This window comes from Chryseobacterium gotjawalense (genome assembly GCF_030012525.1).
GTDB classification, from domain to species: domain Bacteria; phylum Bacteroidota; class Bacteroidia; order Flavobacteriales; family Weeksellaceae; genus Kaistella; species Kaistella gotjawalense.
The window spans coordinates 3,069,030-3,089,628 of sequence record NZ_CP124855.1 but is presented as its reverse complement, the minus strand read 5'-3'; the positions used below and the strand labels follow the sequence as shown (position 1 = coordinate 3,089,628).

The 20,599-nt window shown below is 36.1% G+C and carries 13 protein-coding genes and 1 CRISPR repeat array (1 of these 14 running past the window's edge); of the genes, 3 read left to right on the top strand and 10 right to left on the bottom strand.

The features are described 5' to 3' along the window. Positions 1–6,531: a CRISPR direct-repeat array (repeat unit 47 nt; unit sequence GTTGTGAATTGCTTTCAAATTTCATTATCTTCGTGACGAGGAACAAC); it reaches 7,455 nt to the left of the window's first position. A gap of 188 nt (positions 6,532–6,719) precedes the next feature. The 6 genes from QGN23_RS14065 to cas9 all read right to left on the bottom strand — a co-directional run bounded on the left by QGN23_RS14065 (position 6,720) and on the right by cas9 (position 13,629). Next, positions 6,720–7,010 carry an HU family DNA-binding protein gene (locus tag QGN23_RS14065; RefSeq protein WP_282904873.1) on the bottom strand — a complete coding sequence of 97 codons (291 nt, stop codon included), beginning with the start codon at positions 7,008–7,010 and terminating at the stop codon, positions 6,720–6,722. Positions 7,011–7,247: 237 nt separating this feature from the next. Further along, on the bottom strand, positions 7,248–7,460 hold the full coding sequence (locus QGN23_RS14060; protein ID WP_282904872.1) for a hypothetical protein: 213 nt from the start codon (positions 7,458–7,460) through the stop codon (positions 7,248–7,250). 96 nt (positions 7,461–7,556) lie between these two features. Next, positions 7,557–7,895, bottom strand: coding sequence for a CRISPR-associated endonuclease Cas2 (gene cas2, locus QGN23_RS14055; protein ID WP_282904871.1), 339 nt, complete (start codon positions 7,893–7,895; stop codon positions 7,557–7,559). Continuing rightward, the gene (gene cas1, locus QGN23_RS14050; RefSeq protein WP_282904870.1) at positions 7,892–8,785 is read right to left on the bottom strand and encodes a type II CRISPR-associated endonuclease Cas1; all 894 of its coding nucleotides are present in this window, start codon (positions 8,783–8,785) and stop codon (positions 7,892–7,894) included. The genes cas2 and cas1 overlap by 4 nt, the downstream gene beginning before the upstream one ends. A gap of 8 nt (positions 8,786–8,793) precedes the next feature. Further along, complete coding sequence (locus QGN23_RS14045) at positions 8,794–9,261, bottom strand: HIRAN domain-containing protein (RefSeq protein WP_282904869.1); 468 nt, start codon at positions 9,259–9,261, stop codon at positions 8,794–8,796. A 3-nt stretch (positions 9,262–9,264) separates the two neighbouring features. Then, positions 9,265–13,629, bottom strand: coding sequence for a type II CRISPR RNA-guided endonuclease Cas9 (cas9, locus tag QGN23_RS14040; RefSeq protein WP_282904868.1), 4,365 nt, complete (start codon positions 13,627–13,629; stop codon positions 9,265–9,267). Positions 13,630–13,731: 102 nt separating this feature from the next. On the opposite strand from cas9, the gene QGN23_RS14035 reads away from it, so the two are divergent. From QGN23_RS14035 to QGN23_RS14025, 3 genes are all read left to right on the top strand, one after another. Continuing rightward, positions 13,732–14,100: a hypothetical protein gene (locus QGN23_RS14035; protein WP_282904867.1), complete on the top strand. Its 369-nt coding sequence runs from the start codon at positions 13,732–13,734 to the stop codon at positions 14,098–14,100. Positions 14,101–14,537: 437 nt separating this feature from the next. After that, the gene (locus QGN23_RS14030; protein WP_282904866.1) at positions 14,538–15,578 is read left to right on the top strand and encodes an IS110 family RNA-guided transposase; all 1,041 of its coding nucleotides are present in this window, start codon (positions 14,538–14,540) and stop codon (positions 15,576–15,578) included. 353 nt (positions 15,579–15,931) lie between these two features. Then, on the top strand, positions 15,932–16,780 hold the full coding sequence (locus QGN23_RS14025) for a transposase (protein WP_282904865.1): 849 nt from the start codon (positions 15,932–15,934) through the stop codon (positions 16,778–16,780). A gap of 426 nt (positions 16,781–17,206) precedes the next feature. Here QGN23_RS14025 and rny read toward each other — a convergent pair whose 3' ends face one another. The 4 genes from rny to porT all read right to left on the bottom strand — a co-directional run bounded on the left by rny (position 17,207) and on the right by porT (position 20,596). Then, entirely contained in the window at positions 17,207–18,781 is a 1,575-nt protein-coding gene (rny, locus tag QGN23_RS14020; protein WP_282904864.1) for a ribonuclease Y, read from the bottom strand. Between the two features lie 288 nt (positions 18,782–19,069). After that, positions 19,070–19,357, bottom strand: coding sequence for a cell division protein ZapA (locus tag QGN23_RS14015; protein ID WP_282904863.1), 288 nt, complete (start codon positions 19,355–19,357; stop codon positions 19,070–19,072). Further along, a complete protein-coding gene (locus QGN23_RS14010) occupies positions 19,357–19,659 on the bottom strand; it encodes a V-type ATPase subunit a family protein (RefSeq protein ID WP_282904862.1) in 303 nt (100 codons plus the stop codon). Before QGN23_RS14010 ends, QGN23_RS14015 begins: the two co-directional genes overlap by 1 nt. Before the next feature lie 151 nt (positions 19,660–19,810). Then, positions 19,811–20,596, bottom strand: a complete 786-nt coding sequence (gene porT / locus QGN23_RS14005) for a type IX secretion/gliding motility protein PorT/SprT (RefSeq protein ID WP_282904861.1) — start codon at positions 20,594–20,596, stop codon at positions 19,811–19,813. Positions 20,597–20,599: the final 3 nt, after the last annotated feature.

Genomic DNA, 20,599 nt, shown 5'->3' with positions numbered 1-20,599 from the left:
GGAAAACATGGGAAGGTTGTGAATTGCTTTCAAATTTCATTATCTTCGTGACGAGGAACAACACTAATTAAAATTACATAAATGTGTAATCAGTTGTGAATTGCTTTCAAATTTCATTATCTTCGTGACGAGGAACAACTTTACTTTTTAGCTTCAATTATGCCTTTATGTTGTGAATTGCTTTCAAATTTCATTATCTTCGTGACGAGGAACAACTATAATTTTCATTTTCAAAAACAAAAACCTGTTGTGAATTGCTTTCAAATTTCATTATCTTCGTGACGAGGAACAACATGACTAACGAAGAATACAGACTATTCAGGGTTGTGAATTGCTTTCAAATTTCATTATCTTCGTGACGAGGAACAACATTATCCTTTGATGAGGATTGAAGTCCACGGTTGTGAATTGCTTTCAAATTTCATTATCTTCGTGACGAGGAACAACGTAAGCCTTAATAGAAGCCCCTCCAAGGGCGTTGTGAATTGCTTTCAAATTTCATTATCTTCGTGACGAGGAACAACTGTCAATTGGTTTTTCCCAATTGTGATTATGTTGTGAATTGCTTTCAAATTTCATTATCTTCGTGACGAGGAACAACCAGGCGAATAATAACCTACTTTCCAACCATAGTTGTGAATTGCTTTCAAATTTCATTATCTTCGTGACGAGGAACAACAATACGCCACCACGGCCAAAGCCATATCCAGTTGTGAATTGCTTTCAAATTTCATTATCTTCGTGACGAGGAACAACAATTCTGGAATATACACCTCCAAAGATTTAGTTGTGAATTGCTTTCAAATTTCATTATCTTCGTGACGAGGAACAACGATAAACGTCACCTTCAATTCCTTTGTATGGTTGTGAATTGCTTTCAAATTTCATTATCTTCGTGACGAGGAACAACGATAAACGTCACCTTCAATTCCTTTGTATGGTTGTGAATTGCTTTCAAATTTCATTATCTTCGTGACGAGGAACAACAAACTTTATGTTGGGTATTTCGCACTGATAGTTGTGAATTGCTTTCAAATTTCATTATCTTCGTGACGAGGAACAACCCTTCTAAAAGAGTTTATATCGGTCAAAGTGTTGTGAATTGCTTTCAAATTTCATTATCTTCGTGACGAGGAACAACTCTTGAAAAAGATGTTGCGTTAAAGCAAAAGTTGTGAATTGCTTTCAAATTTCATTATCTTCGTGACGAGGAACAACGATGAAATATTTCTGTCAACTTCAGTCGTTGTTGTGAATTGCTTTCAAATTTCATTATCTTCGTGACGAGGAACAACCCAAACCCGTCATTAATAGCGGCGTTTTTGGTTGTGAATTGCTTTCAAATTTCATTATCTTCGTGACGAGGAACAACTATTTTAAGTTCCGCTGCCATTCGTTTGTTGTTGTGAATTGCTTTCAAATTTCATTATCTTCGTGACGAGGAACAACAAACCGTTAAATCAGCAGTTGAAAAGGCTAGTTGTGAATTGCTTTCAAATTTCATTATCTTCGTGACGAGGAACAACCGTAAAAATATTTAAATGAAAACAACTATTGTTGTGAATTGCTTTCAAATTTCATTATCTTCGTGACGAGGAACAACCGTACACGATTTTAATAGTCGGTTTAGTCTGTTGTGAATTGCTTTCAAATTTCATTATCTTCGTGACGAGGAACAACTTTTAAGATTTTGCAAGGCTCGTCTAAGTGGTTGTGAATTGCTTTCAAATTTCATTATCTTCGTGACGAGGAACAACGCAGGTGAATTTATGTATCATATTAATGTTGTTGTGAATTGCTTTCAAATTTCATTATCTTCGTGACGAGGAACAACTTTTAAGATTTTGCAAGGCTCGTCTAAGTGGTTGTGAATTGCTTTCAAATTTCATTATCTTCGTGACGAGGAACAACCGATGGAGCGACCACCAAGAGGAAGCGCGCGTTGTGAATTGCTTTCAAATTTCATTATCTTCGTGACGAGGAACAACATTTCTTTTCTCATGAACGTAACGATTTAAGTTGTGAATTGCTTTCAAATTTCATTATCTTCGTGACGAGGAACAACCCTGCAAAAGATTTACCAACGGGCAATCCAGTTGTGAATTGCTTTCAAATTTCATTATCTTCGTGACGAGGAACAACCGATGGAGCGACCACCAAGAGGAAGCGCGCGTTGTGAATTGCTTTCAAATTTCATTATCTTCGTGACGAGGAACAACGGTTTGCCGATTATCATTCCGCAATAAATAGTTGTGAATTGCTTTCAAATTTCATTATCTTCGTGACGAGGAACAACGCCAGAACCGAAAGACCTCGCTCACCTGGAGTTGTGAATTGCTTTCAAATTTCATTATCTTCGTGACGAGGAACAACTTCAAATCAACTAGAATTGTTTAACATTACGTTGTGAATTGCTTTCAAATTTCATTATCTTCGTGACGAGGAACAACATCCAAGTGCGCAGGCTTTCCGGGTGAATTGTTGTGAATTGCTTTCAAATTTCATTATCTTCGTGACGAGGAACAACGGAAGAAAAATATGACAAAATGATTTCGGTGTTGTGAATTGCTTTCAAATTTCATTATCTTCGTGACGAGGAACAACTGAAAGAATTTACCCCGTTATTCTCTCAAAGTTGTGAATTGCTTTCAAATTTCATTATCTTCGTGACGAGGAACAACTGCCGCGCGTGTTATTATTCCGGAATTACAGTTGTGAATTGCTTTCAAATTTCATTATCTTCGTGACGAGGAACAACGACAAAATAAAAGGGTACGCGTTGGGTGTTGTTGTGAATTGCTTTCAAATTTCATTATCTTCGTGACGAGGAACAACGATCCCGTTTGTTTTCATCTAAGATCCTTTGTTGTGAATTGCTTTCAAATTTCATTATCTTCGTGACGAGGAACAACATTTTTTATGAATCTGTAATCCACTCATTTGTTGTGAATTGCTTTCAAATTTCATTATCTTCGTGACGAGGAACAACATTCCGAAGGTTGGGGCTACTACTCTACCAGTTGTGAATTGCTTTCAAATTTCATTATCTTCGTGACGAGGAACAACATTAAACCTGTTGCAATGACAAATATACGTGTTGTGAATTGCTTTCAAATTTCATTATCTTCGTGACGAGGAACAACTTAGGCACAGATTCAGAGCATATAGTAGCGGTTGTGAATTGCTTTCAAATTTCATTATCTTCGTGACGAGGAACAACATCTTACGCGCTCGATGATGACGGGAAACTGTTGTGAATTGCTTTCAAATTTCATTATCTTCGTGACGAGGAACAACACACCGTTATTACGTCAGAAAACCCATCTGGTTGTGAATTGCTTTCAAATTTCATTATCTTCGTGACGAGGAACAACTTCATCGTCAATTGACAGAACGGCTTCGAGGTTGTGAATTGCTTTCAAATTTCATTATCTTCGTGACGAGGAACAACCTTAATAATTATTATATGATAACTTTATGTGTTGTGAATTGCTTTCAAATTTCATTATCTTCGTGACGAGGAACAACCTCGTCATCGGGTGGTGGTGGTGAAGAACCGTTGTGAATTGCTTTCAAATTTCATTATCTTCGTGACGAGGAACAACCTCCGATATTGAAAATAGTTGCTGGCTTTTGTTGTGAATTGCTTTCAAATTTCATTATCTTCGTGACGAGGAACAACGGTGGCTTCATCGATCTCACTCAAGATTTTGTTGTGAATTGCTTTCAAATTTCATTATCTTCGTGACGAGGAACAACGGTTTGCTACGTGCCTTCTTTACAGGAATGGTTGTGAATTGCTTTCAAATTTCATTATCTTCGTGACGAGGAACAACGATATTTCTCTACTGTCATGGTACAAAGATGTTGTGAATTGCTTTCAAATTTCATTATCTTCGTGACGAGGAACAACTGCATATCCAAAAGGTTCTCCATGTCCTCTGTTGTGAATTGCTTTCAAATTTCATTATCTTCGTGACGAGGAACAACGGAAAAGTAGTGATGTCAACGAGCGCGGTTGTTGTGAATTGCTTTCAAATTTCATTATCTTCGTGACGAGGAACAACAAAATGTTTTGATCTGAGTAGCCTTTGCCTGTTGTGAATTGCTTTCAAATTTCATTATCTTCGTGACGAGGAACAACGTTCTTCTTTGATTGTAGCTATCATCGTCGGTTGTGAATTGCTTTCAAATTTCATTATCTTCGTGACGAGGAACAACTTTTTATTGTTATAGTAAACTAATAATTTAGTTGTGAATTGCTTTCAAATTTCATTATCTTCGTGACGAGGAACAACGCAGCGCTTAACATGGTACGCAAAGGCGGTGTTGTGAATTGCTTTCAAATTTCATTATCTTCGTGACGAGGAACAACTACTATCGGTTGTGGGTATTGCTCATCCGTGTTGTGAATTGCTTTCAAATTTCATTATCTTCGTGACGAGGAACAACAGACTTTTTTGAGGTCACAACGCGTATAAGGTTGTGAATTGCTTTCAAATTTCATTATCTTCGTGACGAGGAACAACTCATGGACTAAATTTCTTGACAGCACCGCCGTTGTGAATTGCTTTCAAATTTCATTATCTTCGTGACGAGGAACAACTATATTAATCGCCAACGCTTTCAATTCTTAGTTGTGAATTGCTTTCAAATTTCATTATCTTCGTGACGAGGAACAACATCTGCCATATTTAGGAAATCGGCTGATCCGTTGTGAATTGCTTTCAAATTTCATTATCTTCGTGACGAGGAACAACCTGATTGCGTTCAGTATGTTGAGAATTACAGTTGTGAATTGCTTTCAAATTTCATTATCTTCGTGACGAGGAACAACAGAAGACTTTACTACCAATTACAATTTATCGTTGTGAATTGCTTTCAAATTTCATTATCTTCGTGACGAGGAACAACAAATTCCAGAAGAGTATTGCGCCATCGTAAGTTGTGAATTGCTTTCAAATTTCATTATCTTCGTGACGAGGAACAACTATTACTCGCTCTATGAGATTGTTTTAACGGTTGTGAATTGCTTTCAAATTTCATTATCTTCGTGACGAGGAACAACGACTATCTTATTCAGGTTTTCGATAAGGTGGTTGTGAATTGCTTTCAAATTTCATTATCTTCGTGACGAGGAACAACTCCAACTGCTATATTCACTGGTGTGCTTTTGTTGTGAATTGCTTTCAAATTTCATTATCTTCGTGACGAGGAACAACAGATGTCATATTAGTAACTCCAGAAGTGTTGTTGTGAATTGCTTTCAAATTTCATTATCTTCGTGACGAGGAACAACCTCAACTGTTGAGAAAACAACTGTAAATACGTTGTGAATTGCTTTCAAATTTCATTATCTTCGTGACGAGGAACAACTCATGAAGCTGCCGACTGGTGGTATCATTAGTTGTGAATTGCTTTCAAATTTCATTATCTTCGTGACGAGGAACAACTTGTTCTCCTAATGGAGTATGGATTTGGGCGTTGTGAATTGCTTTCAAATTTCATTATCTTCGTGACGAGGAACAACAGATGTCATATCAGTAACTCCAGAAGTGTTGTTGTGAATTGCTTTCAAATTTCATTATCTTCGTGACGAGGAACAACACAGCTCCAGGAGTCCTCTGCTTTGCCTCAGTTGTGAATTGCTTTCAAATTTCATTATCTTCGTGACGAGGAACAACTAGCTTAAAATATTTGAATAAGCTGTTTCCGTTGTGAATTGCTTTCAAATTTCATTATCTTCGTGACGAGGAACAACAGATTAAGAATAATCCGCCCGGCTTCCTGCGTTGTGAATTGCTTTCAAATTTCATTATCTTCGTGACGAGGAACAACATAGATGGAAATGAGCAGGCATACAGAGAGGTTGTGAATTGCTTTCAAATTTCATTATCTTCGTGACGAGGAACAACCACTCCAAACATCATGGATGCTGATGCCTCGTTGTGAATTGCTTTCAAATTTCATTATCTTCGTGACGAGGAACAACATGAAATGAATCTCACCAATTCGGTCTATAGTTGTGAATTGCTTTCAAATTTCATTATCTTCGTGACGAGGAACAACTTTATTTGATTTTGGTTGGTCATGGATTTTGTTGTGAATTGCTTTCAAATTTCATTATCTTCGTGACGAGGAACAACTTGGCAGTGATACTGTCACCTGCAGGCATTGTTGTGAATTGCTTTCAAATTTCATTATCTTCGTGACGAGGAACAACGCGGGCTCGCAATCGTCCACAGTTCGCCTTGTTGTGAATTGCTTTCAAATTTCATTATCTTCGTGACGAGGAACAACGAGTCACAGAGCATGGGCTGGAGCAGATGCGTTGTGAATTGCTTTCAAATTTCATTATCTTCGTGACGAGGAACAACCATCTGCTGTGCTGCTCCCAGGCTGAGATCGTTGTGAATTGCTTTCAAATTTCATTATCTTCGTGACGAGGAACAACGTTTGAGTCTTTTGCCTATGGAGCAGATCCGTTGTGAATTGCTTTCAAATTTCATTATCTTCGTGACGAGGAACAACCTCAAACAATAATCTACTGGCTTTCAGTAGATTATTTGTTTTTATAGCATTTGAAATGTGAGGCATTCCTCCTTGCTAAAGTTTTATTTTAGCTTGTTATTCTTTCCTAGGTTTTAAAATCGAAAGGCAGCATTTCTATTTTCCTGTAAAACTTGGGAATATCAAACAGACGGTTATTGGGAAATAATCTATTTTTTAGGTACGAACTGTGTTTTGGAAATCCGCTGTTTCATCAGGACAGAGGGGCGGAAGTTGACCGAGGGTTTACCAATCGTTTTTTCGGAGACCAGTTCCGGAGATTCCACCGCAGTGGATTTGGCCCTGATCCTGAAAGTGCCTAGAAATTCAATGTTCACGACATTTCCCTCCTGCTGGTGTTTTGCAATCTGCGCGGCCATGCCTACCATCACCCCGTAACAGTCCACTGGGTTCAGGGTGCTGCTTTCGGACAGGGCCTCGGCGATTTCGTGGAGGTTCACTTCCCGGTTTTTCACCAGGTGGCACAATACAGTTCCTTCATTTCCGGTCCGGAAGGAACCGTCTTCTTGGTGGTAATAAATTTTGCAGGCATATCAATTTATTTTTTAAAACCTAAAATTAATAAACACCGCGGTCTTTTCCAAAGGTTACTATAAAATATAAAGAGTATAATAAGAGCCTGTTTAAATTTTATCGCGGATAATTTGACCCTATTTTCAGAGGTTTCCATTACGAGTTCATAATGCTACCCCATCTTGTTTTCCCATTTTACATGCTGGCTGTCCATCATTTCTAAACTTGGCTCCGTGTTTTGGTTTCTCTTTAATCTGATTTTTTTCCGCAATTTGGAAAGAAGAAGATCGAAATTTTCCACATTTGCCCATTTGCTCTAATAATAGTGAACCAATTGCCATTGATGGTAAGAAATGTTTGTGGAGTATTTTTTTCATTGTAACTTATTAAGTTAGCTACCAATAAGTTACGAAAAACAATCAATATAAATAACTGACAGTCAATTTTTTATGTTATTTTTCCATATGAATAAATCAGAATAATTCGAGTTGCTGGTACATTGGCGGCGGTTCTTCTTTATTTCTGGCAAAAAAGATTTCAATATCACCAAACTGCTTATCGGTAATGCACATAATGGCAACTTTACCGGCTTTTGGAAGCATAAATTTTACCCTTTTAATATGTACCTCAGCATTTTCACGGCTCGGGCAATGCCTCATATACATGGAAAACTGAAAGAGCGCAAAACCATCATCCAGCAAACCTTTACGAAAGCGGTTCGCGTCTTTCATATTGGCTTTGGTTTCGGTCGGTAAATCGTATAAAACTAAAACCCACATAATTCGGTAGGCATTAAACCTCTCGGCATTCATATTAATTCCGGATAAGCAATCACCCGTTTTTCTCCCGTATAGCATTTGTAAAGCGAGGTAACGGTTGTTTTTACGGCGATCATTAATGGCCTTCTGTTCCCGTCGATCAACACATCTTTGGTTGCAATCTGCAGGAGATGCGCTTTAAATTCTTTGGTCAACTTTTCTGAATCGGGATTTTTCGTCAGCCAATCCATCACCAACAGATCTACAAAAGGACGGTAAGGCTCCATCAAATCATCTGCTAAACAATAGGGATTGTATTTATTTTTGTGAAAAATCCCTAAAACCGGAAGCAAACCCGTTTCTACAATCGCACGTGCTACAATACTGCGCAAAACCGCATATCCGAAATTGAAAAACGGGTTCGGCGACTCACCAAACCGCTGGCGAAGAAAATCTAAACTGATGAGGTATTTCCAGTAATGTTGTGCGGCGATGCCTTCCATATTGGTAATATCGCCGCTTTTGACATTGTTTTGATAACCGGTCATGGGTTCATGATAATTTCCTAAACGGACTAAAACTTCCTTTTGGTTTTCAATTTTGCATTCTACGGTTTGCTTCCAGAGTTGTTTTTTCAGCGGTTCACTGGCTTCCAGCTGATCTTTGACCCGGTCTGAATGTTGGGAATGTCCGTACAGTGGTAACATGATGCCGTGGGGCAAATGGTGCGCATCGCAACTGATGATCACCACATTATTTCCCATCATTTTCTGAATAAGCTGATGGGAAATGGTAATCTGAAAGTGATCTAACATCAGCAAACCCAAATCCTCCACCGGAATTTTGCCTTTCACTTCTTTGGTTTCTGGACAAAGAATATACATCTGCTCGTCTTTGAGTTTGAGGTATGCGGAATTGCCGATGTAGATGGAGCGGGTGATCATAATTAGGTTTAATAATTATTTCGGTATAAATCTATCGCATCATCAGATCTATTTTCAGAACCCATCATTGTAATTAGTTTCTCTGATGGAATTACCACTTCAGCATATATTTCAATTGCAACTTTATTATCATAAGAATTCAAATCAATTCTACTGATTTTGCCAATCAAACTAATATTTTGATTCAGCATATTGGCTAAAACAACATTTTCATAAGCTGCGATGTAACCTAATTTATATTCTTTAAAACGTACTTCTGTAGCAAAAGCATCGTGAATATTTTCTGAATCTCTTTTTAGAACAGCCTCGTCTCCTTCCCTTATTAATTCTGCAATTTTCTTAAAATCATAGAACTGAATGCCGCGAATATAGTTATCATATATTTTAACCAACTGTGTAGTAAAAAAGGAGGTTTTGGGAAGTATGATACCTCCCATTCCTAAGCCTAATGATTTTATGAAGTCTGAACGGTTCATTTTTTAAGCTTTTGAAATGTTTCCCAAACGGTCGATATTCAGTTTGATACAATTGTCTTTAATCATTGTCCCATCAATAGCTCTTTCCATTTTGTTTAAAGTTGAAAACTCTGCTTTATTTACGATGGATGAAGCAACATCTTGCTTCACAAAAAATATTTGAGAGCCTGAAAAGCTTACAGTCTTATAAATGTTTTTTGATTTCTCCTTTGAAATATTTTGAAAGTCAATATTGATAACATTTTCTATTTCGTCCTCTGTAGGAATATAAACTAAATCATTTGGAGAAAGATTAAATAGCAAAGAATCACCTTTTTCATTGGTCGCAAGAACAGAACTTAATCCTTGCTTCTGTCTTTCGATCACTTCATTCAAAGGAATTGTTGTGTAAGACCTTTTCCCATTTTTATCTTGATAAACGGCAAAAAACAAATTGGTACCTTTTGCTGCTTCAACATATTTATCCTTTTTATTTCCCGTTTGTCCAAGAGAAAATTTACTTCCCATTTCAAAAACTCTTACTTTGTAAATAGGTTGATGTGGTTTCCCATCATTGAACTTTTCGATATTTTTATTCATATCTTCAATTCCTTCAGGTGAAAAAGCCAATTCAGGATTGTTTTCTTTGTATACGAGATAGTTTGTAAGAATTTTCTGAATTCCGGTATCTGTTATTGAGTTAATACTTTTTAAATCAAATGATGCATCCAGATTTTTTCTTGTCGCTGTAAGAATCTTTCCTTTCGGAACTTTCACCCAAGGTAAATCCACTTTTCCAGAAACAGTTTCTTTATGCATTGATTTTCTGATTGCCCAGTTCGTTCCCGTCTGCTCTACTCTTTCTTTGGCTTTAACGTTTTCTTTTTCCACATATTTCTCATAATAATTGGTAGCTTTATTGATAACACGAAGATTTTGTTTGAAACTTACAGTAATGGTTTCTAAGTGGTGTTTTGTATCTATTGTGAAATCATCCCAAGGTTTATTAAATATCCATTTATAGTTTTCTTTTGACTCACCATTATATTTTTTATAACAAAGATTTTTTCGCAGATCATAGCGAATATTTTGCTTCTCATCTTTAGTTTTTCCTTTCCTTAATGCGTGCTCATTATTCATAAAATTCACATGCTCTTTCGTCGCGCAAGCAATTACCAAAGCATCAATTGCGTGATGGCGATGATCGATCCTTTTCTTTGAAAATCCTTTGGAAAGTTCAATCGGAACGGTTGGCAAAAATTTCTGATGGTTTTCATTCCAAGCCGTAAAATCAGTTGAATTGGTTAGTTGGTTCATTCGTTCAAAACGCGGCAAAATTAATTCATTCCAAACATCATTTAATCCCCAATCCTGCTTTAACTGCGTTGTTATTTTTCCGTTTCCGGGAACAATATTTATAGAATTTACTTCATCATCGTTATTTTCACCTCTAACGATATTAGAAAGAACTCCCGAAATATATTTACTGATATATCGAGTGTCATTCAACTGTCTTTCAATGAATTTTTCAGGAATATCTTCCATCAAAAGTTTCGTTCTTTTGCCACGGTTTTTGTCGTAATGTTTTTTAACAAAATCCTCGTATTCTTCTACCTCAAAAATTTTCACATTTTTCCCAAACCCGCATTCAACGATTTGCCCGTGGAATTGTTTAATAAAACCAAGCCCGATGTAATTATCTTTCAACTTATTTACCGCCGATTCGCAAATCACTTTATTGCTGAAACTATCATCAAAATAGCGACTTTGAGGAATAATGTGTTCAATTTCATATTCCGTTGTGAAAAGCTTGTTCAATGGAATAACTTGCCCTGTATAAGGTGATTTGTATCGCTGTTCCAACCAAAGTTTATATCTTTTTAAATCTGAAGGCGCAGGTTGCGCAGTTTTGCTGATTTTCAATATATCATCTTCAATTTCAATATCAGAATTCAATATACCGTCTTCATAAATTTTTAAAATCTCTTGCTGCATCGGGGAATAAGGGCGAACATTTTCAACTTCCCCATCATTCATCATTTCTGCTAACAATGCTTTAATCCGGAGATTGGTATTTTCGTTTGTGGTAACAAGATTGGTTATTTTCAGCCGGTCTTCTGCAGTATTTTTCATCTCTCTACCCAGTTCGATATGAATTTCACTAAAGAAATCTTTTGCGCCGTTCCCATATTTCGCCCAAATGTCTTTTACGACACGAAGTGTTTCTGTAATTACCTGTTCAACAATCGGATTACGAAGTGAGTGTTGCTTGAATTCTTTTAAAAACTCTTCTAATTCATCTGCAGAGTTACATTTTCCAGTTATCGATGCTTCAGAATGTCTTCCGTAAACCAAATATTGAGCAATATGAAGTCGTAATCCTTGAAACGATTCTACTTCTCCATCTAAAAACATTTCCAACTCATCGCGAAGTTTTATATTAATGGTCTTTTTCCATTTATCTCTGTCGTTTTTAGAAATTTCCGTATCCTTTCGGTTCAAGTTTCCTAATAATTCATCAATATTTTCTTTATAAGTGGAAGCGTTTTTTGTACTTTCATTTGCGTCCCAATATTTTCCCAAACGCATTAATGGCAATAATTTTTTAATCGCTTTTTCTGAAAACGCTCCGTATTCACTTTTAAATGGTGGAAACTTTCTAAATGCTTCAAAAAATGAAATCTCATGCAGATTATTTTTTTGAGCAAATGATTTCAGTGCTTTTTCGTATTCTATTTTATCATTAACAGAATAAATGAGATGCCATAATTTCTGTTCGATTTCTTTTGTTAAAAAACCTTCAGAAATACTTTCTACTTTTTCTAATCTACTAGTAATAAGCGTTTTGGTTTCATTACAAGGATACTTTTTGTCTTCTACATAATTCCATCGATGTGTTTTTTCATTTAATTTAAAATATTTCAACAAAGCTTTTTGGTCAATTTCTTTTCTAGTATTTAAGAATTCAAAAAGGTTTTCATAATCTTCATTAGAATTCAGAAATTCTATTGTTATAGGATTTCCCTCATCATCTTTTTTATAAATGGAAAGATTGTACATCCATTGCCAAATTCGGAATTCCTGATAATACGGATTCGATTTCGAAATAACTTTTAAATATCGTGTTTGCTCTACTCCATTTTCGTCTTTATGTTTTCTAAATTCTAAAGTACAATTGGAAATGGAAGATTTCTGGCTTCTCAAAGGACGCTGGTAGAAAATCAGATCATCTAAAAATAAATGAACAAAATCTTTTTTGCTTAAAACCAATTGATGCGCATCATTGTTTTTGTATAAATCACGCGTACAATCCAAATACAAATCATCATTTTGAAATTCAGAATGAAACTCTTTTTGTTTTATTAAAATTTGTTTTAATTCTTCTTTATAAAATTTACGTTCAATCGTACGAACCAATTTCCCTTTGATTTTCTGTTTCGGATTTTGAAGAAGTGCTTCATAAATATAAGTTCCGACCGTTTTATGCGAATTGTAGATTTCTTGCTCGGTTTTCTTTTTCACCAAAGTCCAGTCGTTTTCACTTGGAGCGCGAAAACTTCTTTTTTCATTTCCATCTTTATCGGTTTTTATACTTCCATCATCATTCAAATCAGTTGTCACGATAAAATCTCTTATTTTGTTTTTCCATTCAAACAATGGTGTTTTACTCGAACGTCTGTAAACCCAGCCATTTTCTAATTGTAAGGAATACCAAATATCAGATTTCCCTTTTTGCGGTTCATCTGCAGTTACATCAATAATTTTTAAAGAATAGAATTCTATTAATTTATTCGGATTTTCTTCTTCCTCTTCACCGCGCAATTGATAATAACCACGTTTCTGATTAAAATTCAATAAAAGCCAAGCCAGCTCTTCTTTTTCTATTTTCTGGGAAAGTGCTTTTTTTCTGAGATAATACATCGTCCAATCATAAGGAACTTTTGTATTATTTTCTAAAAGTTGTGGTTGATGATTTTTAAAATCCGTCAACATTTCTTCGAAAGATTTCTTGAAAATAAAATCGTTTTTATAATAAACCAATTTCGGCTCAGAATCGTTTTTAAATTTCCCAAAGCGTTTTTCAAAGTCAATCTGAGCGGCATAATGTTCCGGTAAAAAATCTAAAATATTTAAAACCCGGTGAAGCCTTTCTCTTCTTAATAAAAATCTTTCCCGAAGTCTTCTTACACCTCTATAACCTGTTCTTTCAGCAGTTTGAGTTGAAGTTGGTTTTCCACCACCAAAATTATCCATCACATCCTGAGTCATCGGAATTATCCTGGCACCCATGCCGAGAATATTTCCGGTTTTATTTTCAAAATCTTGTTGTACCAACGCCCACCCTATTGAGTTCGTGCCTAAGTCTAGTCCAAGTATATTTTTCTTCATAATTGCCAATTTTATTATAGTATATAAAGCTAATACATAAAAAATTCACTACAATACGGGAAACCGTAATTGTATTAAAAAAATATTTTTTATATTTGAACTTTGAAAGCAATTCACAATAAGGATTATTCCGTTGTGAAAACATTTGGGTCGCCTCTTGTCCATAATCAGGAGGCTTTTTTATGCCCAAATATTTCGCAAACAATACTCAAAAATAAAATCCGTGAGCCAAAAAATTCAATCACTCACCTGCCTCAATGGTATTTAAATTACAACCAAACATATATTCGCGTCCATAAGGCTGTTTTTGCCGAAAACCGGTGGATTTGCCAAAAACAACCGAATATCCGATTGTCAGTAAATGCCTTTCTCATGCTTTATCGTGGGGGAAACCCAGGGGATGACCGGGGATTACCAGGAGCTGACTTGGGAATGCTGTTTTTACAAATTTCCAGACTCGTCCTGAAATAACTATACAGATTACTCAATAAATCCTGTTTTAACGATACAAGCCAAACAGTGGTAACCTGAACCTTAAAAACCCCAAACCCAACCACATGAAAACCATAATACAGCCATTTTAAAGCATCCTCTCAGCAGCGGTCTCTTTCAATACTACCTTCTCTGAGGTTGCCTCGATGCTTCATAGATGCTCCTATGTTTGCAAAGGTGTAACACTGAATAATTCGTATGATTACTTTTGCAACATAAAGTGAGTAAGAATGAGAGTGAAATTGATACTAAATAGTTCATAGAGACATATTCACATGAAGAAAACACCTCATTCTTATTTATCTTTTAGAGTCTGAACAGAATGTAAGGAATTAGGCAGAGCTTAATATCCAGAATATCCAACCAGGAGAAAAGACGAAGGAAGATTCATCACTTTTAAAATAAGTTAAAAAATAATGATGAAAAAAGTATTGAAACAAGTGGCAGGGATTGATGTCGCACAGAAAGAATTAGTGGTTACTTTCGGATGTTTATTTGAAGATTTTTCAATTGATTTATCTGCATACAAAGTTTTTAAAAATACTGATAATGGTATGAGATTGTTGGTTGAGTGGATTAATAAATTAAGAAACCAAGATGTCGTAGTTAATTATGTGATGGAAGCGACAGGAGTTTATCACCAAAAATTCGCCTATTATCTTGAAGAAAACAAGTACAATGTTAGTGTTGTTTTACCCAACAAGATTAGCAATTACATGAGAACTTTGGAGGTGAAAACGATAACAGACAAGAGTTGTTCTCAAGCCATTTCTCAATTTGGATTGGAACGAAAATTAGAAGCGTGGAAAAGACCAGAAAAAGCCTATAAAGAACTTCAACAGTTGACTCGGGAAAGAGACCAGATCGTTCTGGAAAGAAGTATTATTAAAAATCAAATTCATGCTGAAAAGACTGAAGCAGAGCCTAATTTAAAAAGTTTAGATAGAATGCAGTTGCGTATCAGATTTTTAAATACACAAGAGAAAGAAATTAAAAATGATATTAAATCGATTGTAGATCTTCATCCGAAAATAAAACAAATTATAGGACGAGTTACAACGATTCCGGGAATCGGAGATTTAACAGCGGTAATCGTTTTAGCGGAAACAAATGGTTTTGAACTCATTAGGAACAAATCTCAATTATCGAGTTATGCAGGTCTTGATGTAATAGAAAAGCAATCAGGAACATCCGTAAAAGGCAAGCCGAGAATATCTAAAAAGGGAAATAGGAATCTGCGAAAATCACTTCACTTACCAGCTTTAGCTGCGGTAAAATGGGATGATAATTTTAGAAATATCTATGCAAGATTAGTTTCAAAACATGGTATAAAAATGAAAGCTTTGGTAACAATACAAAGAAAACTTTTAGAATTAATTTACCTATTATTTAAAAACGAAACAGAATATGACAAAGAATATCAAACAAAAAATAGCGTGCAAACACAAATGGTTTAACACGCTACAGAGTCTAGTTCTTGACTGACTTGAAAAACAAATTTACAAAAAAAAATAAATATTTTATTTGGAAATCAACACAGAATCTTCATGGATACTCCTATGTTTGCAAAGGTGTAACACTGAATAATTTGTATGATTACTTTTGCAACATAAAGTGAGTAAGAATGAGAGTGAAATTGATACTAAATAGTTCATAGAGACATATTCACATGAAGAAAACACCTCATTCTTATTTATCTTTTAGAGTCTGAACAGAATGTAAGGAATTAGGCAGAGCTTAATATCCAGAATATCCAACCAGGAGAAAAGACGAAGGAAGATTCATCACTTTTAAAATAAGTTAAAAAATAATGATGAAAAAAGTATTGAAACAAGTGGCAGGGATTGATGTCGCACAGAAAGAATTAGTGGTTACTTTCGGATGTTTATTTGAAGATTTTTCAATTGATTTATCTACATACAAAGTTTTTAAAAATACTGATAATGGTATGAGATTGTTGGTTGAGTGGATTAATAAATTAAGAAACCAAGATGTCGTAGTTAATTATGTGATGGAAGCGACAGGAGTTTATCACCAAAAATTCGCCTATTATCTTGAAGAAAACAAGTACAATGTTAGTGTTGTTTTACCCAACAAGATTAGCAATTACATGAGAACTTTGGAGGTGAAAACGATAACAGACAAGAGTTGTTCTCAAGCCATTTCTCAATTTGGATTGGAACGAAAATTAGAAGCGTGGAAAAGACCAGAAAAAGCCTATAAAGAACTTCAACAGTTGACTCGGGAAAGAGACCAGATCGTTCTGGAAAGAAGTATTATTAAAAATCAAATTCATGCTGAAAAGACTGAAGCAGAGCCTAATTTAAAAAGTTTAGATAGAATGCAGTTGCGTATCAGATTTTTAAATACACAAGAGAAAGAAATTAAAAATGATATTAAATCGATTGTAGATCTTCATCCGAAAATAAAGCAAATTATAGGACGAGTTACAACGATTCCGGGAATCGGAGATTTAACAGCGGTAATCGTTTTAGCGGAAACAAACGGTTTTGAACTCATTAGGAACAAATCTCAATTATCGAGTTATGCAGGTCTTGATGTAATAGAAAAGCAATCAGGAACATCCGTAAAAGGCAAGCCGAGAATATCTAAAAGGGAAATAGGAATCTGCGAAAATCACTTCACTTACCAGCTTTAGCTGCGGTAAAATGGGATGATAATTTTAGAAATATCTATGCAAGATTAGTTTCAAAACATGGTATAAAAATGAAAGCTTTGGTAACAATACAAAGAAAACTTTTAGAATTAATTTACCTATTATTTAAAAACGAAACAGAATATGACAAAGAATATCAAACAAAAAATAGCGTGCAAACACAAATGGTTTAACACGCTACAGAGTCTAGTTCTTGACTGACTTGAAAAACAAATTTACAAAAAAAAATAAATATTTTATTTGGAAATCAACACAGAATCTTCATGGATAGTTCATGGATAGTTCATGAGTAATGCATGAGCAGCGAATGAAAATTAATGGACAAACTCAAGGCTCTATCATAAATTTTAATCACAAAAAAACTCCTTTCATCACTGAAAGGAGTTTTGTATATCATTAATACGAAATTTATCGCGCAATATTCACCGCTCTGGTTTCACGGATTACCGTTACACGAACTTGTCCCGGATAAGTTAATTCGTTTTGAATCTTCTCTGAGATATCGTAAGAAAGCTGTGCTGATTGGTCATCGCTCACTTTTCCGCTTTCTACCATTACCCGAAGTTCTCTACCCGCCTGGATTGCATATGCGCTTGAAACACCGTCGAAACTTAGAGCTGCTGCTTCCAGGTCTTTTAGTCTTTGGATATAAGATTCCAAAACCTGTCTTCTTGCGCCCGGTCTTGCTCCGGAAATCGCATCGGCAACCTGAATGATCGGCGATAATAAGGTGGTCATTTCAACCTCATCGTGGTGAGCCCCAATGGCGTTGACAACTTCCGGATTCTCACCGTATTTCTCTGCCCACTGCATTCCCAAAAGGGCGTGTGGCAATTCTGATTCCTGTTCCGGTACTTTTCCGATATCGTGAAGCAAACCGGCTCTTTTCGCTAACTTAACGTTAAGTCCCAATTCTGCTGCCATTGTTCCGGCGATATTCGCAACTTCTCTCGAGTGCTGCAATAAATTCTGTCCGTAAGAAGAACGGAATTTCATTCTACCCACGATTTTTACCAGTTCAGGGTGAAGTCCGTGAACTCCTAAATCGATCACTGTTCTTTTACCAACTTCAATGATTTCCTCTTCAATCATTTTTTTGGTTTTATCAACTACTTCTTCAATTCTTGCAGGGTGAATCCGACCATCAGTTACCAAACGGTGAAGGGAAAGTCTTGCGATCTCTCTTCTTACCGGATCGAAGCAGGAAAGCAAAATGGCTTCCGGCGTATCATCAACAATGATTTCAACTCCTGTAGCCGCTTCTAAAGCACGGATATTTCTTCCTTCTCTACCAATAATTCTTCCTTTAACTTCATCAGATTCGATATTGAATACAGAAACCGAATTTTCGATGGCCTGTTCTGTACCGATTCTCTGAATGGTCTGAATAACGATTTTTTTAGCTTCCTGTTTCGCGTTAAGCTGAGCTTCCGCCATAATGTTCTGAACATGAGCCTGCGCTTTTGTTTTGGCTTCCGCTTTCAAAGCTTCTACCAGTTCGTTCTTCGCATCTTCGGCAGAATATCCGGAGATTCTTTCCAGGATTTCTACTTTCTGTGCAGTGACGGCGTCTAATTCCTGTTGTTTTCTTTCAAGGATTTCGTGTTTTTTACTGTAGTCAGCAATTTGACGGTCCAGGTCTTTTTCCAGTTTGCCTGTCTTGCTCAGTTCATCGCTGAGTTTTTGCTCTTTGTCTTTGATTCTTTTTTCAGAATCCTGCATTTTTCTTTCTCTGGACTGAATGTCTGCATCATGTTGCGATTTCAGTTCCATGAATTTCTCCTTGGCCTGAAAATGCTTTTCTTTCTTAATGGATTCTGCCTGTACGGTGGCTTTTTCTATAAGGTTCTCGGCGTTTTTCTTTGCATCTTCTACGATGAATTTCGCTTTCGTGTTAAGAGCACTTTTGGAAAAAACCATTCCAATTACCGCTCCTACAACCAAGCAAACAATACCGATAATAATAATGGTGATTGTTGTCATATATGTTTAGTTTAATATTAAGTTCGTTAAAAATCAAGCAGTTAGCTTCAAAATCATTTCAATTTGAAACCTCTTCGACCTTGATTATGGGTTAAAAAAAAACCTACAACAGTTCACGGATTTAGAGTAAACTCCTAATCAACACGATTTGAACTGTTTTTTATTTTCTGTAATCCGAGCATGTCGGCACGCCATTAAATAAACTTTCGTTCGGTAATAGTTTTGCGTTGAGTTTACCTGTAATGTGTTAGAACTATTGTAGGCAGTCGTTGATTGAAAAAGAAAAATCTACTTTTCCAACTCTTCCAGAAATTGGTTGATATTCTTCAGCCGATCCGTGGAATCTTTTATGTTTTTATCGTTGTTGATTTGTGCCACTTCAGCGTTGGTTCCTAATTTTAAGCAACACATCGCCAAGGCATCCTGTTTATCTCTAACGTCAAAATTCTGTTCAAAATCTTTAATCATCGCTTCAATCTGTTTCCCGACTTTGCGCAAAGTTTCTTCTTCGGCGGAGGGTACATTCAGCGGATAACTTCTACCGGCAATGGTGATGGTTATTCTTCTTACATCCATTACAATCCACTGTTTTGAAGTTCTGCAATACAATAATCCACTTCTTTGATCAACCGGTTGATATGGTTTTTCATCAATCGGTTATGGTCTGGATTTCCTGATATTGCTGAATAAAGTTTTATATCTTTTTGTTCTTCTGCTAAAACCTGGTTTCTTTTTCTTTCCTCTTCGTATTTCATCTTCAGCTCTTCATGCTCCTGATTTAATTCTGAATATTTTTCGGTAAGATTCTCGTAATTTTTTTTTACTGCCAAAATCTTCTTTTCTAAAAGCGAAAAATTATTTTCTAAATCTTTGAGCATTTCTCCAGGTTAATTTATTCTAACTCTGTAGCAAAAATATAAAAAATTAATTTGAAAGTATAACTTATTCAGTACTAATTTTAGAAATTACAAAATAAAAAAAGAGAAAGCCTTAGAACCTTCTCCCTGTTATTAAAAAACCGTCCCGTTTTTATTCAAATTTCAGTACAAACATGAACGCTCTGGTTTTTGCACTAGAAATTGCGGAGGTCCAATAAGGCGGCGTTTCGGCATTATCTGCCACAGATTCGTTATTGATCATAAAGGTTCCTCTGAAGCCCGGAGTCAGTTTAAACCTGCTGAAATAGAACTGAATTCCCACTTCTGCTGACCAGGCTAAATTACTCGCCGTTGTACGGAAAATCCCATGCTGATTGTCATCTTCTGCCTTGCTGTTGGATTGTAAATTCATCATCCAGTTGACCCCGGTGGCGGCATAAGGTCGGGAATTGTACCAACGGTCGCCGTGAACCTCTATCAATAGCGGAATATCTACATAAGTTGACTTTACAGTTCTTAATTTATCGGCATCCGTTAAAACTCTCGGCGCAAAAGCTTGGTTGGCCGGCGTTCCTGCCGCAAACTGATCGTTGGACTGGGTATCGAAATGAATTTCACGTTCCACGAACTGCAGACCCGGTTCTATTCTTAAATCAAAATAATCGCTTAACCGTAACTTTCCAATTAAACCGGCGCCGAAACTATAGGCAGATTTGGTCTGTACCAAATTCTTTTGCCCATTCATCCCGAATTTTGGATCAAGAACCAATTTGTAATCGAAATTATTCGCAGCTAGATAAAATCCATAACTGAATTTCTGCTCATCAAATCCTTCCAGATGATCCATCCTGTCTTTGGTGCGGAACAACTGCGCATTGGTAAATGTTGCAAAAAAAAGGGCAGCAACGGTGCTCGTTTTAAAAAAGTTTTTCAACATATT

Coding starts and splice junctions, on each gene's coding strand:
- QGN23_RS14060 (WP_282904872.1), bottom strand. CDS start 7,460: ATGAAAAAAATACTCCACAAACATTTCTTACCATCAATGGCAATTGGT.
- cas2 (WP_282904871.1), bottom strand. CDS start 7,895: ATGAATGCCGAGAGGTTTAATGCCTACCGAATTATGTGGGTTTTAGTT.
- cas1 (WP_282904870.1), bottom strand. CDS start 8,785: ATGATCACCCGCTCCATCTACATCGGCAATTCCGCATACCTCAAACTC.
- QGN23_RS14045 (WP_282904869.1), bottom strand. CDS start 9,261: ATGAACCGTTCAGACTTCATAAAATCATTAGGCTTAGGAATGGGAGGT.
- cas9 (WP_282904868.1), bottom strand. CDS start 13,629: ATGAAGAAAAATATACTTGGACTAGACTTAGGCACGAACTCAATAGGG.
- QGN23_RS14030 (WP_282904866.1), top strand. CDS start 14,538: ATGATGAAAAAAGTATTGAAACAAGTGGCAGGGATTGATGTCGCACAG.
- QGN23_RS14025 (WP_282904865.1), top strand. CDS start 15,932: ATGATGAAAAAAGTATTGAAACAAGTGGCAGGGATTGATGTCGCACAG.
- rny (WP_282904864.1), bottom strand. CDS start 18,781: ATGACAACAATCACCATTATTATTATCGGTATTGTTTGCTTGGTTGTA.
- QGN23_RS14015 (WP_282904863.1), bottom strand. CDS start 19,357: ATGGATGTAAGAAGAATAACCATCACCATTGCCGGTAGAAGTTATCCG.
- QGN23_RS14010 (WP_282904862.1), bottom strand. CDS start 19,659: ATGCTCAAAGATTTAGAAAATAATTTTTCGCTTTTAGAAAAGAAGATT.
- porT (WP_282904861.1), bottom strand. CDS start 20,596: ATGTTGAAAAACTTTTTTAAAACGAGCACCGTTGCTGCCCTTTTTTTT.